This window comes from Acinetobacter sp. SA01 (assembly GCF_011319235.1).
Taxonomy (GTDB): domain Bacteria; phylum Pseudomonadota; class Gammaproteobacteria; order Pseudomonadales; family Moraxellaceae; genus Acinetobacter.
Window position 1 is genome coordinate 1 of record NZ_WXXM01000006.1, and the last position, 15905, is coordinate 15905.

The following is a 15905-nucleotide window of genomic DNA, read 5'->3' on the forward strand; positions in this document are numbered from 1 at the left end:
ATCGATATCATCTTCGCTAACTCCCCCCAGGCCAAAGGTCGCGTAGAACGTGCCAACAGAACCTTACAGGATCGCCTGATCAAGGAAATGCGCCTAGAGGGTATCAGTTCGATTGCCGATGCGAATGAGTGGTTGCCCTGCTTTATCGAGCAGTTTAATCGTAAATTTGCCAAGATGGCTTTTAATCCCAAGGATATACACCGGACTGTCACTGAAACTGTTGAGGAATTAGATGATATTTTTACCTGGCGTGAACCCCGCAGAGTCACCAATAGCCTGACGATCACTTATGATAAATGCGTATATCTCCTAGAGAATACAGAAGAAAATCAGAGGCTAATCGGTAAATATCTTGAATTTCTAGAATACCCGGATGGTACGGTAGCGATTGAACATCAAGGCAAAAAAATCAATTACAGCATCTTCGATAAATTAAGCCATCTCAACCAGAGAGAGATTGTGGAGAATAAACGTTTGGGTTCTGTGCTAGCGCATATTCAACAACAGCATGAAGAATTAGAACAACAAAACAAACGCAATCGTTCCCAATCTATGCCACGTAGACGTGCACAGAAAACAGCGGTTCAACAACGAAATCTAAATCCTGTACTTGACTTGGAAATGTCGGTATAGGACATTTCTATTTGGTTTTAAGGTAGGACATTTCTACTTGGGAATAACAGGCAATATAAGTTAAATAATATCAACGTCTTAAAATCTATAAAAAAGCTAAGGGAGTAGAAATTCAGCTTTTTACATGAAATTTCAATGTTTCATAAAAAACCGCCCCTCAAGGCGGTTTTTTACATCTCAATGTAAGTTATTTCTTCACATCAAAACGGTCTGCATTCATCACTTTAGTCCATGCGGCAACAAAGTCTTTGACAAATTTTTCTTTGTTGTCATCTTGCGCATACACTTCTGCATACGAACGAAGAATCGAGTTCGAACCAAACACCAAGTCTACACGTGTTGCCGTCCATTTCACTACGCCCGTTGCACGGTCCACAATCTCATAACGGTTTTTACCGACCGGCTTCCAGTTGTACTTCATGTCAGTCAGGTTCACAAAGAAGTCATTGCTTAACACGCCTTCTCGGTCTGTAAACACGCCTTCTTTCGCACCCGCATAGTTGGTTCCCAGTACACGCATACCACCAACAAGTACCGTCATTTCCGGTGCAGTTAAACCCAATAACTGGGCACGGTCTAACAGCAATTCTTCAGGTTGCGCAGTGTAGTCTTCTTTTAGCCAGTTACGGAAACCGTCGTGCTTCGGCAACAAGTCTTCAAATGAATAGACATCGGTTTGCTCTTGGGTGGCATCCCCTCGTCCCGGCGTGAATGGCACTTTAATGTCTACACCCGCAGCCTGAGCCGCTTGTTCCACCGCAGCCGTACCGCCCAGTACGATCAGGTCGGCAATGCTGACTTTCTTCTCAAGACCAGCCTGAATTTCTTCAAGTTTCGCCAATACTTTCGCCAGACGTTCAGGTTCGTTACCGACCCAGTCTTTTTGCGGTGCCAGGCGGATACGCGCACCGTTCGCACCGCCACGATAGTCGGAACCACGGAAAGTACGCGCGCTGTCCCATGCGGTGTTGATTAATTCGACTGTACTTAAACCGCTGTTTAACAGTTTCGCTTTGAGGTCTTCAACTTCCGCTTCCGATAATACGTAATTCACCGATGGAATCGGGTCTTGCCAGATTAAATCTTCAGCAGGAACATCGGCACCTAAATAACGCGATTTTGGCCCCATATCACGGTGAGTCAGCTTGTACCATGCACGCGCAAACACTTCAGCAAAATAAGCTGGGTCTTTATAGAAACGCTCAGAGATTTTGCGATACTCAGGATCGACTTTCAGTGCCATATCGGCATCGGTCATCATCGGGTTACGGCGCACATTCGGGTTGTGTGCATCAACGGGTTTGTCTTCCTCTTTGATGTTGATCGGTTCCCATTGTTTCGCGCCTGCCGGGCTGAGGGTTTTTTCCCACTCATAGGTAAACAATAAATAGAAGAATTCATTGTCCCATTTGGTTGGATGGGTAGTCCATGCCCCTTCCAGGCCACTGACCATGGTATTGGCACCGTTACCTGTACCTTCAGGGTTATGCCAGCCTAGGCCCTGGAATTCGACATCTGCACCTTCAACGTCTTTACCCAGCAATTCAGCCTTGCCGTTACCGTGTGCTTTACCAATGGTGTGACCACCTGCAGTCAAGGCCACAGTTTCTTCGTCATTCATGCCCATACGGTCAAAAGTGACACGCATATCCTGTGCAGTACGCAGCGGATCCTGTACACCATCTACCCCTTCAGGGTTGACGTAAATGAGGCCCATCTGCACGGCAGCAAGCGAATTGTCTAATGACTTACGGTCCTGATCATTTTCATAACGATTTTTGGTGGCATCCAGCCATTTCTTTTCAGAACCCCAATTGACGTCTTTTTCAGGATGCCAGATGTCTTGACGACCGCCACCGAAACCAAAGGTTTTCAGACCGGCTTCTTCATACGCCACTGTACCGGCCAGGATGATCAGATCGCCCCAAGAGATTTTATTGCCATATTTACGTTTAATCGGCCAAAGCAGACGACGGCCTTTATCGGTGTTGACATTATCTGGCCAGCTGTTGAGTGGAGCAAAACGCTGGTTCCCGGTATTGGCACCACCACGACCGTCCTGCTTACGGTAAGAACCGGCAAGGTGCCAGGCAGTACGCACGAACATGCCAATGTAGCTGCCGTAGTCCGATGGCCACCAGTCCTGGCTGCTGTTAATGAGTTCGCGTAAATCCTGTTTCACTGCTTCTAAATCCAGTGAATTAAATGCCTTGGCATAATCAAAATCCGGGTCCATCGGATTGGTTTTTTTATCGTGTTGAGCAAGAATGTCAAGATTTAGAGCATTCGGCCACCAAGCCGCATTTGAGCTGGCGGCATTAGTATTGCCACCCTCTTGGTGGAACGGGCATTTCCCTGCAGTTTTCGTATCATTATTCATATCTGAGCTCCAAATTAATCATAAAATGACGATTGTCATGAACCGTTAAAAATTTCTAACTCATCATCAAAATAGCTGTTTTTTATGACAATAGAAAGCAAGTTATACGAATGAAAACGATCGAAAAAGCCTATTCTAAAACGGGCTTCAAAACAGGATTTATCAACCCTCACAACAAGAGGTCAAATTTTTAGAATGGCATTATCAATCTGTGATAAAGACAATCAGAATTTGAGATTTTGGACAATATTTCTGATTAAAAATAATGTGCTATAGTGAGGCCATAACAAGCAAACATCCCCCCATCATGTTGATCAAGCATGATCGCTATTGCTGAGAACAGACCGTATTTTCTGGAACCTGCCATTCGTGAATCATAAGCTTCTATTATTGGAAAAACCGCTTCGGCTCATTCAGATCACGCTTGCTGCACTCTGGATTTATCAGGGATGGGTTCCGAAAATCCTGTTTCAGTCAGCTGCTGAAATCACCATTTGGCAGAGCATGGGTTTAGAACTCCCTCTGGCAAAAATGGCGGTTACCCTGTCGGGCATGATTGAAATTGTGTTTGGCTGTACTTTCCTTATTTGGCAAAAAGCAGCCGTCATCCATCAGCTGAATATTTTAGGTTTAGCCGGATTATTATTGCTGATTGCGCTCACCAGTCCCTTGCAACTCACTTCTGCATTTAACCCCGTAGTGATGAATATGGCCATGATTTGCCTTTCAATGCTTGCCCTTCAACTGTTAAAGCTGAGCCAAGCATCATCTTAAGAAACGGACATCTTGCAAGATCAAACCACCAGACGCCGCCCTTCGCGAATGCAGTAAAAGGGGGTCATCAATTTGGAGGTATTTTTCATCGCTACTTTTAAGTCCAGTTCGGGCTGCTCCCGACTTTCATCGGTCAGCTGAAAAGTGTGGTAATGAATCGCCAGCGAACATTTGGAATGTAAATCCTGATGCGCCTGAAAAGCCTCCTGCGGATTCATATGCATATAGTTCATCAGCTCACGCGGCTGGTAAGAACCAATCGGTAACAATGAAATACGCGGTGCCCCCAAACGGTTTTGAATCTCTTTAAAATGCGGTGAATAGCCGCTATCTCCGGCAAAGAAACAATGATCTTTTCCGGCTAACACTGAAAAACCGCCCCATAGTGCCCGGTTGTGATCGCGTAAGCCGCGACCGGAAAAATGCTGTGCTGGGGTATAGATAATTTTTAAATCCTGCAATAAGGACGATTGCCACCAGTCCATTTCCAGCACATGAAAACTTTTTGGCAAATACCACGCATTGCCCAGTCCGGTATAAATCGGCATGGCAAATTGATCATGCAGCCATTCCAGGCTGGCCAGATCCATATGGTCATAATGATTGTGACTGAGCAGCACCGCATGAATGGTCGGTAATTCTTCCAGGGCAATTCCCGCCGGGATGACCCGTTTCGGACCTTTGCCCTGCTGGGGACTGACATGTTCGCACCAGACCGGATCGGTGAGCAGATTATAGGGCCCGATTTGCAACAGTACCGTAGCATGCCCGACAAACCACACTTGCCAGTCATCTATACTGGCGTTTGGACGGTTCTGGGGAATGGCGCGTTTGCTGGCATAGAATTCAGCTTGTTCTTTTTGAACATCAACATTCCAGGTCGATGACTTGCGGCCAAGCAGCCACTTGATCAGCTCGATCCGTCCACGCCCTGCAGGACTGGGCAAGGCATTGAAGAACTGTTCACCATCATGATGACTGGAATGCATAAACCGAAATGAAGGCTGACGCCAGGTATGTGACCAGCATGCTTTGGTCGGGAGTTGAAAGTGTAATTGTTCAGGCTTCTGCTTCATGTAGATTCAATTTCTTAGTCTGACCTCAACATTCAAAATCCGGTATTCTGAATGCACTGACATATATATCACGTTTTATTCTAAACGTCCTTGCATACGTTCCAACCACACCTGTTTAGTTTGCGGTTTGATAAACAATGCCACAATTTCCGGATGAATCTGTTTGATTTTCGCTTCAATTCTATTGACGCAAGCTTCAATGTCATCAGAGCTTAAATTGTCTTCAAACTCCAGGCTTAATGATGCCAGCACCTGATGCGCACCCATCTGTTCGGTCAGCACGCCATTGGCTGACTGTACCGCTTCATCTTCCTGGGCAATCAGCAAGATATCATTACGCAGTTGCGGATCGGCCGTTTCCCCCAACAATAATCCCTTGGTCTCACGTGCCAATAAAATAGCAGAAACCGCCAATACAAGACCAATCAAGATCGAGGCCATGCCATCCAGTTCAGGAATATTCAAGGCATGGGCCAGATAGATCCCGATCAGGGCAATCAACAGACCACATAACGCGGCAGTATCTTCAAACAGTACGGTAAAGGTAGTGGGATCTTTACTGTGTCGAAAAGCCTCGAAATAACCCTGCTTGCCTTTCACCTTACGGAATGCTTTTAAGGCCACCAACCACGAGGTGCCTTCACACAAGATGGCGATGCTTAGCACAATATAGTTGATAGTGGTATTCAGCATTGCTTCAGGATGCAGCACATGTTGTATGCCCTGATAAATCGACACAATCGCACCCAGTGCAAAAACCATCAATGCCACAATAAAGGCCCAAAAATACAGCTCACGGCCATAACCAAAAGGATGCTTATAGTTGGCGGGCTGCTGGGATTTTTTCATGCCATACAGCAGTAAAATTTCGTTCAGTGTGTCTACCACCGAGTGAATGGCTTCACTGAACATGGCCGAACTGTTGGTGATATAGGCGGCCACAAACTTGACCAGCGCAATCGCCAGATTACCTGCCAGTGCTGCATAGACCACAATCTTATTCGAATCAGACATTCAAATTTGTCCCGGGTGTTTTTTGTTAAGCGTTATTGTTATCAAATAGATCTATTTGATTTTTATAGCTCTTTGCATAGTACTCAATGTGGTTGCTGTCGTGGTTTATTCTTTTGTTGTTTTTAGCGTAACTGCTGATTATTTAGCCAGTGCGTATATTGATGTTTCATGTGAAACATTGTTGTTGAATTTTATGAGCTTTTCTCAATTTTCGCAGATTCTGACCTAATCAAAAAAGGAAACCGAAGCTTCCTTTCTTAATTTTGTCGGTCCTGTTGTATTAACGCAGTTTAGAAAAATACTGCTGGCGCCATTCTTTCCAGAAGTACAGCACTATGCCGAACATCACCACCACAATGCCAAAAAAGGCATTCGGACTGATATGTTCATTATTCAAGGTGGCACCCAGAACAAGGGCAATCACCGGGGTCATGACATTACTCAACGACACGGTCGAGGCATTTAAACGGCGGATCAGCCAGAAATAACACAGCATGGCCACAATAGAGGACATGATCATGGTAAAGATAAAACCAATCATCGCTCGTCCACTAGGCAGTGCCGTTGGGAAATGCTGCCAGATAAACGGAATGATCAGTAGTGAACCCACGGCTGAGACCATCAGTGAACCGGTCGCTTGAGACATCGGTTTGAGTGGAGCATTAATCTGTTTGACCCAGAAAATCGAGCTGATATAAGACACCATGCTAATCAGCATCAACACCACACCAATTGGATTGACTTTACTGTCGGCAGAATCGGCAAAGACAAAGCTCAGACCGGAAACCGCAATCGCCATACCCAGCCATTGTAGCCAGATCAGTTTTTGCGTTTTTAAAATCACATGTCCGATCAGGCCTGCAATTAGCGGTGAAAAACCAAAGATCAGGGCCATTAACCCGGAAGTCAGATAATTGGCTGCAAGATAAATAAACAGCTGCGCACCAATTAAATTCAGGCTACCCGCCACATAACTTTTTAAAGAAGTCTGATCAAAAGGCAGCGGCTCACGCATCAGCTTTAAAAGGAACAAGGCAATCAGCGACGCGCCGAAATAACGGATGATCAGCACCCACATGGGGTGGACTTCCTGCACGCTCCAGACAATTGCCAGTGGCGTAGTGGCCCAGATGAATACCAATAAAGCGTAAATACTTGCCATGACCATCATGGAAGATGAATTTGAACTCATAAATTGCTCAATTTGATTTTATAATAATGGATAAGACTGCCAATCGCCTATTTCCCATTATCGGCACGATGTCAAAGGCGACAGGGATGTCGCCCGCTGATCTGGGGTATATGGACATACCCTCAGATCAGTAAAAGATTTTTGTTACTTTTCATCTTTGAAAAGTAAAAAACGCCTGCGCAAATGCATTTCAATTCATAATTTAATTTGAGGCTGTTACCTCAATCATATAACAGCCATAAAAAAACAGACCTATGCAAAACATAGGTCTGTCCAAAAATATCTCAATAAAACTTAAGCCACTTTGCGTAAATCCAGGCTTAAATCAAGATGTTTTTCCGCTTCAAATGCGGTATTTTTGCTGATCATTTTTTTCAAATGACGCATTTCTTTCGCAGCATTGACCGTAATACCGGCAACGATTTGACCGTCAGTCACACCGTACATCACAAATGAATTGTCTGCACCTTTGGCTGCATCCATTTCACCGCGAACATGCCATTCAGCTGCAGCCATATCGCCAACAAACTGATAGTTAATGTCGAGTTGATCGGTCCAGAACCATGCCGGATTGGCTTTCGGATGCTCTACACCCATCACATGACGCGCAAAAATACCTGCCTGAAGGTTGGCATTTTCCCAGGTTTCGACACGGCGGTATTCACCATCTTCACGAAGCTGAGTCGCTACGTCACCTGCTGCATAAATGTCAGCATTTGAAGTTTGGCAGTTTTCATTGACTTTAACCGCAAAATCAACATCCAGACCAGCCTCAACAGCCAGCTGTGCATTCGGCACGATACCAATACCGTAAATGACCGCATCGGCACGAAGCTCTTCACCACCCTCAAGGGTCACGACAACTTCTTCACCGTCTAACTTGCAGTCTGCAATCTTGGTTTCCAGACGCACATCCACACCGGCACGACGTTGTTGTGCCAACAAGAATTCGCTCAGGATACGTGGCGATGAACGACCCATCACCATTGAACCCTGTTCAATCACCGTCACCTGACATTCTTTGTAGCGTGCAGATGATGCCAGTTCAAGACCAATCACCCCACCACCAATCAACACAATACGTTGACCGGCTTGAAGCACAGGTACCAGTGCTTGTGAATCTTCAAGATTACGCAGGGTATACACATGTTTACCCAGCGCATCAAAGTTTGGCAAACGACGTGCTGCACCGCCTGTTGCAAGCAATAGCTTGTCATAAGCAACAACGTCACCGTTTTGAAGTTCAACTGTATGAGCCTCGGCATTGATTTTAGCCACGCCATTGCCACGAATAGTTGTTACACCAAGTTCAGCCAGTTTCTGTTCTGACAGAATTTCAATCTTGGTTTCTTCAGGTTTTAGAATCACATCCTTGGATAATGGTGGACGCTCATAAGGCAGATGCGTTTCATCACCAATCAAAATGATTTTGCCTTCGTACTTATTGGCACGAAGTTCTAAAATCGCACTTGCACCTGCCTGTCCAGCACCTACAATTACGATGGTTTCGATGTTGCTCATGTCATTAACCTTTTAACTCTGCAGATACGATGCCGAAACCAGCGATCCACTCACTGATGTCTTCGTAGCAATGTGTCGTCATGTCATATTCACCCATTTCATGCAGGGCAGCGAATGCAGCCATCCATGAACGGACTTCCTGACCACCACGGCCACCGTCACGGCGGATGTCAGCTTCAGTCATGGCTTCCAGTGCAGCGAAATCTGCATTCTTGAATTTCTCCAGCAATGCGATATCCCACTCCGGGCTTAATGGTACAGAAACTGAGGTATCCCCTGCAGCAAGCTTCTGTCCGACAGCAATCACTTTGGCCTGACGGGCATTACGTGCTTCAGGGCTTGGGTTACGGCCCGCGATCAGGAATTCTTCCACTTCTGGTGGAACAGAACCCATTTGCGGAGTCGGTGGATCGTGTGACAAACCACCGGTACCCAGTACAAGAACACGTTCATTTTCAAGGTTTAAAGACTTGATAAACTGACCTACAGCACGACCTAAAGCGATGGTACGCTTGGTGGTTGGCATGGGTGCTGCAGCGCCATTAATAAAAACTGGAATCGTTGGATAACGATCAAGCTGACCTTCACACAGGAAATGTAAAGGCTGAGTCACACCATGATCCGCCTGCATACGGTATGAGTATGCAACGTCCACACCTTCGTCCAATACGCGGCGAACCAGCGCCAGCGCCTTGTCTTCAGGCACATCAATATGATCATTGTCCTTACCATAATCCCAGTCACCTGCCGCTTTGGCACGAATGCCCACGCAGAAACTTGGCATCAGGTCATAGAAGAAACCATTGAAATGGTCTGGACCAAAGGTAATGATCAGGGTTGGGTCGTAAGCTTTGACTTCAGCAGACAATTTCTCAAAAGCAGCACGGACTTTCTGCTCTTTAGACTGATCTTGTGGTGAAGCAAATTCCATTAACGGACTGTGCGAAGCACAAATAAGTTTAACGGCCATGAGAGACTCCTTAAAAGGAAGGCAGCCAGAACAGGCTGCCGATAAGTCCATTTGATTTAGACTAGATTTTTATTCGTCAAAGAAACCGGCACGAGGCTGACGTAAGCCGCGAATTCCCAGACCACATTCTGCATTGATCAGAACACCAGTCAAAGGACGGTTATTTTGACGAGATGCCAACAGCACGTATGAACCCGTCATGTCTTCCGGTTCAGGCAAAAAGTTCAGTGGCATGCCACGTGCAATTTTCTCAGGATCACGCGCATCCAGCAGACCAAGATTTTCCTGACCTAATGATGCTGCCCCTTTGATATTGACATTCATACCTGACGGTGCAACGGCGTTCACTCGTACTTTAGGCGCAAGCTCGTAAGCCAGTTCTTTCATAATACCCACACCAGCATGCTTGGATGCCGTGTACACAGGGCCTCCGCCTGCCGAGTACAGTGCAGAGTTAGACAAAGTAAATATGATAGAACCTTCAGAAGCTATCAATGCATCCAGCGCAGCTTTGGCACCAAGAATTAAAGACTTGGTGTTAATACCCATGATTTCATCAAAGGCTTTTTCCAGTTGCTCACCCGATGTATTGACGATATCTGCATAATGATCCCAGATACCAGCATTGCCAACGAAACAGTCAAGCTTGCCGAAGCGCTCAACTGTTGCGTTTACGGCACGGACGTTGTCTTCATAGCTGGCTACATCACCGGCAATTGCTAATACTCGATCACCGAAATGGGCTTTCAATGCATCAACTTTTGCCTGTGAACGTTGAAGAACAGCAACTTGTGCACCCTCTTCCAGGAAACGTTCGACCAGTGCCCAGCCTAAACCTGAACCACCACCCGTAATAAGTGCAACTTCGCCTTGTAGCCAACCCATGATTACTCTCCTGCCATCTCTACAAATAACTGACCATCTTCCACAATCACTGGGAAAGTCTGGATTGGATCAGTTGCTGGTAAGCATAATGCTTGACCAGTTTTCAAACAGAAACGTGCTGAATGCAGTGGACATTCCACAGTGCCGTCATCTTCAAGATAACCTTCCGACATAGAAGCATTACCGTGTGAACAACGGTCGTTCATTGCAAAGAACTCACCGCCATTGTTAAAAACTGCAAGCGCTTCGATACCGTTCACGCCGCAATCCACTTTCAATGCTTCGCCTTCGTCCAATTCGTCAACTTGGCAAACAAAAATCTTATTCATCAGAAGAACACACTCAGGTTATGTGAGGTATAGGTCACTTGGTCTAGGGTAATTTTGCGGTCAAAGATTTGCCAGCCTAAACCACCTTCAACTTTACGGATCTTGTCGTGACGTTTACCACAGTAAATCGTAATATCTTTCTCTTTTTGAGAACGGTATAACAGGTAAGTCACGTACACGTCGTATTCGCCTGCAACTTCAGTTGCCTCAACAATCACGTTGCTCACCATGTGAGTGGTACGTGATGGAGGCTCTTCAGCCCAAGCCATACCCGTTTCCAGACGCGCTACACGGCGTTCCAACAGATGTTTGTTGTCGTTGAACACCCAAGTTGTTGGTGGCTCAACTGAACGACGACGGTCACGGGTTTGCGCGTTTGGCGTGGTACGTAGCGTGTACGAAATATCGTCCGCCATTACGTCCAGCCATTCGCGGAATTTCCAGTCATCCAGCAATTTTGCTTCACGGTAAAGGAACTGACTGATTTCGTGATGAAGTTCTAAACTGATTTGACTCATTTCACAAGCTCCTTCTCATATGCTTCAGCTGCTTTCTCAACATCTTCCCATTTTTCATGGATCAGCAGGTCTGCCCAACGGCGGTATAAGCCACGTGCAGCAGTTTCAGAGAAGATGTAGTTGGTAATACCTGGAATACCGTCTTCACGTACTTTTTCGTTACCTTTACCCATTTCCATAATGAGTTTGTTTTGACGAGCTTTATAACCACGTAATACTTTTTGAATTTCTACCCAGTTTTCAGAGTCATCTTGCTCAAGGAAACCAGCAGGACCGAAAGCACGGGTTGCAGAACGTTCAAATGCTTCTTTTACGTCTTGTGGTGCGTCAGCATCACAGATACAGAATGCCCAAACTTCAGTTTTGTTTGGACCACGTGGGTGCCATACACGAAGTGTTGCAGTACCGTTCAACCAAGACAGTGTCGGGAACATGGTGTTGTGACCAGCAAGGCGTAGCGCACGGATTTCACCTAAACGGTCTTTTACTTCTTCGTAAGTTTCACGGAAGTAGTTTGCTACTTCACCGTCTACCCAAACGTTTGCATCTGGTTTTTCAGTGAAGAAGAAGCCTGAACCATGGCCACGTTGACCGTATTGAAGTGCATCTTTCGCTGTTTCCCACACTGGACGAGCCGTTTGTGCCGCACCTAACTGTTTAGACGCGTCATCATCCGGTTTTGCACCAAGAACTTGTACAGCAGATGCATGAGAGAATAATGCGTGGTATTGGTCAGATGCGAACTGTTCAGCAGCAAATTTCCAGTTACACTCGATTTCCCACTTGTGTACACCACCAACGATGCAAGTACCGCCAGGACGACGATCAAGAACACCATCCAGGTACCAAGCGATGTCACCCATGTATTCTTCTAGGTCAGGCGTTGTTTCATCCCAGCAGCCAAATACCAGGCCTTTGTAAGATTTAACACGGTTAACTTCTACCAGACCCCATTGCTCTTTACATGCACCCTGTGGGTAAGCACGCTCTTCAAGCGGGATGTCTTTTAAAGAACCGTCAATACCGTAAGACCAGCCGTGGTATGGGCAAGTAAATGCACGCGTATTACCACAGTCTGCGAAGCTTACGCGCATAGAGCGGTGACGGCATTGGTTTAAAAATGCTTTGATTGAGCCGTCTTTTTGACGTGCCACAATAATCGGATCTTCACCCATGTAGGTATTGAAGAAGTCACCCGCCTTAGGAATCTGGCTTTCATGACAAAGGAATAACCATGTACGACCAAAAACGCGTTCAAGTTCTAGTTCATATAGATCTGGGTCTGTATAGATAGATGGCGAGATACGTCCATTTTGTGCATCGACTAAAGCGTCGATTTCGCGCACATCAATTTTTCCACTCATGAAAAGCTCTCCTGTGACCAGTAACGGTACAAAGTAAATAGACTCAACTTTTCAGCGATAATGGATTTTTAGCCAGTTTTGGGGAAATATTTTTTTTGTTTTAATTAAGATATTTTATGAATTACTTAAAACTGTAGCTTATATATTTAAACACTAATGAAAAATACAAGATCATTTATTTTCTAAATGGCAGAATAATCTTCACCTAATAGTTGTTTATAGATTATACTGCTACAAAAATATAGTAAGACATTTTTTGGATTACTCTTTTGGACGAGTTATATGGAATTACGACACCTACGCTATTTTATCACCGTTGCAGAAGAACTTAACTTCAGTAAGGCTGCATTAAAGCTTTATACCGCACAGCCCTCTTTAAGTCAGCAAATTAAAGATCTGGAAGAAGATGTCGGGGTAAAACTGCTTTATCGTACTAAACGTAAGGTTGAGCTGACTGAAGAAGGTGCCGTATTTCTCGAGCAGGCGCGCTTAACCCTGGCACAGGCAGATAAAGCGATTGCCATGGCACGCCAGGTTTCGCAAGCCAAACAGCAAATGCTGCGCATCGGCTTTGTTCCGGTGGCGGAAATGAAAATTTTTCCTTACGTACTACCGAATTTACGCGTGCAAAACCCTGATTTAAAAATCGATTTGCTCAGCTTAAACAACAGTGAACAAATGAAGTTGCTGAAAAAAGGGGAACTGGATGTCACCTTTACCCGGCACAATCTCAATAGTGATGAAATTGAAAGTCTATTTGTGTTACGTGAGCCACTGATCTTTATTTTACCGAAAGACCACCCCTTGGCTAAGTATGAACGCATTCCTGTTAAAGAATTGAATGGTATAGACTTTATTATTCCTGCTGCAGAACAGTCCTTAACATTACATAATGCCATTATAGATTTTTCCCATGCCAATGGCATTGAATTCAATATTGTACAAAAGGCCGATAACATCCTGTTTAACATCAATTCTGTAGGGATGGGTTTAGGCTGCACCATTCTGCCGGGCTATGTTGCGCCACTGACCATGGAAAATACCGTGATTCGCCCCCTAGATGTAGAACTGCCTTACCTTGACCTATATGTGAGTTACCATAAAAACAGCAGCTCTATCGCAGTGAAGAAATTTATTGAATTGCTGACCCATGTGTTCTATCTAAATATAAACCGCACTTAAAAAAATTTTTATGCTTTTGCACCGGATTGAAGCCACCATTATTTTGCTAATAAATAATGGTGGTTTTTTTTATTTCAATTTGTGTATTTTTAGTCCGGATTAGACTTAAGTCTTACGCTTTTTTCTTATCATTAACACGCTATTGATAGGGAATAACGCATAACTTTTTCTTTAGCCATTTATAAATCACATTTCATCATCAAGAATCACAACTTAAGTCTAATAAATTTCCCACAAACTTTTTAAAATGTTAAAAAACAACAATAACGATAAAAGGTTGCCCCCTCATGCATCTATTACGCCGTATAAAAACAGGGATTCAGCACCATCTTTATTTCTTTCTAACCTTTCCGTTTATTGCTGTGCTGTATGCTACTTTTCAGTTCATGACCTCATTGGACTGGTCAACCTGCCTGCTAATAAGCTGGAATCTGGTCATCTATGCCTATTTATTTTTCACCCTAAAAAAACTCTGGCGCATTGACCATGCGCATATCCTGCAACGTGCGAAGGAACAAGATGCCAGTAAATGGCTGATTCTATTTCTGGTACTGCTGACCTTATTCATCTGCTTCATTGCGCTTATTATTGAAGTGAATAATTTGCCGAGCAATACGCTCATTCAAACTGCTCATATCATTTTATCCATGGTGACCATTACCTCTGCCTGGTTCCTGATGCATACTATTTTTGCGATTCATTATGCGCATGACTTTTATCTGGCACTCGACAAGAATAATGAAGGCGGGCTGGAGTTTCCCAAAACACCTAGACCGACTTATCCCGACTTTTTATATTTTAGTTACATCGTCGGTACTTCGGCACAAACGGCAGATGTTTCCATTACCCACTCCGCAATGCGGGTTTTAAACACCCTGCACCTGCTGCTGGCCTACGGATTTAATACCACAATTCTAGCCATCACGATCAATGTGGCAGCGAACTTTATCAGTCCTTGAGCAAGAGCATAAAAAAGGATGACCGAAGTCATCCTTTTTTATTTGCTAGATGGCGGGATTAAACGCCACGAGCAGTTAAATAGTTTTTAATCACTGTATTAAACTCTTCCGCTTTTTCCACTTGAGACCAGTGGCCACACTGGCTGAAAATGTGTGCATCAGCATTTGGTACAATGTTCAGGATATCCCAGGTACGAGAAACTGGAATCACCACGTCTTGAGTACCATGAATTAACAATACAGGCACAGTGATCTCTTTCATTTTTTCGAAGTCTAACGGGAATTCGAAACGGTCACGGTCACGTGCGCCCACTACGTCCATCAAACGGTTCGATGCATAGTCATTTGCAGCAGAAGCAAAACGTACTTTCACCAGTTCGTCTGTAATCAGGTCTTTGTTCACGACAAACATAGACAATGTTTTCTTGATGCCTTCCTCAGTCAATACCGGATTCGCATGCGCTTTCAGTGCAGCAGTCTGTTTTGCACCACCCGTACCCATAGACACAATACCGAGAACACGCTCAGGGTAATCCAGTGCCAATTGGAATGCCAACCAGCCACCCAGTGAGTTACCCACCAACCAGGTTTTTTCAATGCCCAGTGCATCTAAAGTACGAACTGCATGGTCTACCCAGGCACGGATACCATAAGCTGTGTTTGGTGCAACTACAGTTTGACCATAACCAATAGTGTCGATAGCGATACAACGTGCCTGCTCACCAATTGATGGCAAGTTTAACCACCAGTTTGCAGCAGCAGATACACCGGTACCTGAACCGTGCAAGAACAAGATAGGTGTACCTTCACCCACTTCGTGATAGTGAGTCAACTCACCTTCTGCAGTTTCAATCCATTTGTCTTCTAAGCCAAAGAATGGATCTGTTGTATATTCAGGGATTTGAACAGTGCTCATACATACTCCTCGTACAGTCTTTAGCTTGCGTTTCCATCTTGATTTAGAATTTAACGTCAAGTTGACTCGGTGAAATTTACTTTTTTACTGCCTTATATTACCTGTTCAAAGCAGTCAAACTGATACAAATTTACGATCAAATACTATAAAAAAACGATAATTTAACTATTTGTTTTTTAAAATTTTATTAAA

Annotated in this window: 14 protein-coding genes and 1 pseudogene; 4 read left to right on the plus strand and 11 right to left on the minus strand. The window is 44.7% G+C overall.

What is annotated here, in order from left to right:
* Positions 1-633 (plus strand): annotated as a pseudogene (locus GTU69_RS07305) (ISNCY family transposase); the annotation flags it as partial.
* Between the two features lie 187 nt (positions 634-820).
* Here the strand turns inward: GTU69_RS07305 and katG are convergent.
* A complete protein-coding gene (gene katG, locus GTU69_RS07310) occupies positions 821-3013 on the minus strand; it encodes a catalase/peroxidase HPI (protein WP_166169403.1) in 2193 nt (730 codons plus the stop codon).
* Between the two features lie 369 nt (positions 3014-3382).
* Here katG and GTU69_RS07315 point away from each other — a divergent pair, with 369 nt between their 5' ends.
* Entirely contained in the window at positions 3383-3787 is a 405-nt protein-coding gene (locus GTU69_RS07315) for a DoxX-like family protein (protein ID WP_166169405.1), read from the plus strand.
* A gap of 20 nt (positions 3788-3807) precedes the next feature.
* Here the strand turns inward: GTU69_RS07315 and GTU69_RS07320 are convergent, their stop codons facing one another.
* The 9 genes from GTU69_RS07320 to hcaE all read right to left on the minus strand — a co-directional run bounded on the left by GTU69_RS07320 (position 3808) and on the right by hcaE (position 12656).
* The gene (locus GTU69_RS07320) at positions 3808-4863 is read right to left on the minus strand and encodes an MBL fold metallo-hydrolase (RefSeq protein WP_166169407.1); all 1056 of its coding nucleotides are present in this window, start codon (positions 4861-4863) and stop codon (positions 3808-3810) included.
* A gap of 75 nt (positions 4864-4938) precedes the next feature.
* Positions 4939-5877, minus strand: a complete 939-nt coding sequence (locus GTU69_RS07325) for a cation diffusion facilitator family transporter (RefSeq protein ID WP_166169409.1) — start codon at positions 5875-5877, stop codon at positions 4939-4941.
* A gap of 280 nt (positions 5878-6157) precedes the next feature.
* A complete protein-coding gene (locus tag GTU69_RS07330; RefSeq protein ID WP_166169411.1) occupies positions 6158-7069 on the minus strand; it encodes an EamA family transporter in 912 nt (303 codons plus the stop codon).
* Positions 7070-7363: 294 nt separating this feature from the next.
* Positions 7364-8590 (minus strand): 3-phenylpropionate/cinnamic acid dioxygenase ferredoxin--NAD(+) reductase subunit, encoded by a 1227-nt coding sequence (gene hcaD, locus GTU69_RS07335; protein ID WP_166169413.1) that lies wholly within the window; start codon positions 8588-8590, stop codon positions 7364-7366.
* Between the two features lie 4 nt (positions 8591-8594).
* Positions 8595-9560 carry a 3-carboxyethylcatechol 2,3-dioxygenase gene (locus GTU69_RS07340; protein WP_086195288.1) on the minus strand — a complete coding sequence of 322 codons (966 nt, stop codon included), beginning with the start codon at positions 9558-9560 and terminating at the stop codon, positions 8595-8597.
* Positions 9561-9629: 69 nt separating this feature from the next.
* Positions 9630-10445, minus strand: a complete 816-nt coding sequence (hcaB, locus tag GTU69_RS07345) for a 3-phenylpropionate-dihydrodiol/cinnamic acid-dihydrodiol dehydrogenase (protein WP_086195287.1) — start codon at positions 10443-10445, stop codon at positions 9630-9632.
* A 2-nt stretch (positions 10446-10447) separates the two neighbouring features.
* A complete protein-coding gene (hcaC, locus tag GTU69_RS07350) occupies positions 10448-10774 on the minus strand; it encodes a 3-phenylpropionate/cinnamic acid dioxygenase ferredoxin subunit (protein WP_076752998.1) in 327 nt (108 codons plus the stop codon).
* Complete coding sequence (gene hcaF / locus GTU69_RS07355) at positions 10774-11292, minus strand: 3-phenylpropionate/cinnamic acid dioxygenase subunit beta (RefSeq protein ID WP_166169415.1); 519 nt, start codon at positions 11290-11292, stop codon at positions 10774-10776. The genes hcaC and hcaF overlap by 1 nt, the downstream gene beginning before the upstream one ends.
* Complete coding sequence (hcaE, locus tag GTU69_RS07360) at positions 11289-12656, minus strand: 3-phenylpropionate/cinnamic acid dioxygenase subunit alpha (RefSeq protein ID WP_086195285.1); 1368 nt, start codon at positions 12654-12656, stop codon at positions 11289-11291. The genes hcaF and hcaE overlap by 4 nt, the downstream gene beginning before the upstream one ends.
* Positions 12657-12938: 282 nt before the next feature.
* On the opposite strand from hcaE, the gene hcaR reads away from it, so the two are divergent.
* Positions 12939-13838: a DNA-binding transcriptional regulator HcaR gene (gene hcaR, locus GTU69_RS07365; protein WP_086195284.1), complete on the plus strand. Its 900-nt coding sequence runs from the start codon at positions 12939-12941 to the stop codon at positions 13836-13838.
* Positions 13839-14125: 287 nt separating this feature from the next.
* On the plus strand, positions 14126-14797 hold the full coding sequence (locus tag GTU69_RS07370) for a DUF1345 domain-containing protein (RefSeq protein ID WP_166169417.1): 672 nt from the start codon (positions 14126-14128) through the stop codon (positions 14795-14797).
* Positions 14798-14855: 58 nt separating this feature from the next.
* Here GTU69_RS07370 and GTU69_RS07375 read toward each other — a convergent pair whose 3' ends face one another.
* Positions 14856-15713, minus strand: coding sequence for an alpha/beta hydrolase (locus GTU69_RS07375; RefSeq protein WP_166169419.1), 858 nt, complete (start codon positions 15711-15713; stop codon positions 14856-14858).
* Between the last annotated feature and the right edge of the window lie 192 nt (positions 15714-15905).

Coding starts and splice junctions, on each gene's coding strand:
- katG (WP_166169403.1), bottom strand. CDS start 3,013: ATGAATAATGATACGAAAACTGCAGGGAAATGCCCGTTCCACCAAGAG.
- GTU69_RS07320 (WP_166169407.1), bottom strand. CDS start 4,863: ATGAAGCAGAAGCCTGAACAATTACACTTTCAACTCCCGACCAAAGCA.
- GTU69_RS07325 (WP_166169409.1), bottom strand. CDS start 5,877: ATGTCTGATTCGAATAAGATTGTGGTCTATGCAGCACTGGCAGGTAAT.
- GTU69_RS07330 (WP_166169411.1), bottom strand. CDS start 7,069: ATGAGTTCAAATTCATCTTCCATGATGGTCATGGCAAGTATTTACGCT.
- hcaD (WP_166169413.1), bottom strand. CDS start 8,590: ATGAGCAACATCGAAACCATCGTAATTGTAGGTGCTGGACAGGCAGGT.
- GTU69_RS07340 (WP_086195288.1), bottom strand. CDS start 9,560: ATGGCCGTTAAACTTATTTGTGCTTCGCACAGTCCGTTAATGGAATTT.
- hcaB (WP_086195287.1), bottom strand. CDS start 10,445: ATGGGTTGGCTACAAGGCGAAGTTGCACTTATTACGGGTGGTGGTTCA.
- hcaC (WP_076752998.1), bottom strand. CDS start 10,774: ATGAATAAGATTTTTGTTTGCCAAGTTGACGAATTGGACGAAGGCGAA.
- hcaF (WP_166169415.1), bottom strand. CDS start 11,292: ATGAGTCAAATCAGTTTAGAACTTCATCACGAAATCAGTCAGTTCCTT.
- hcaE (WP_086195285.1), bottom strand. CDS start 12,656: ATGAGTGGAAAAATTGATGTGCGCGAAATCGACGCTTTAGTCGATGCA.
- hcaR (WP_086195284.1), top strand. CDS start 12,939: ATGGAATTACGACACCTACGCTATTTTATCACCGTTGCAGAAGAACTT.
- GTU69_RS07370 (WP_166169417.1), top strand. CDS start 14,126: ATGCATCTATTACGCCGTATAAAAACAGGGATTCAGCACCATCTTTAT.
- GTU69_RS07375 (WP_166169419.1), bottom strand. CDS start 15,713: ATGAGCACTGTTCAAATCCCTGAATATACAACAGATCCATTCTTTGGC.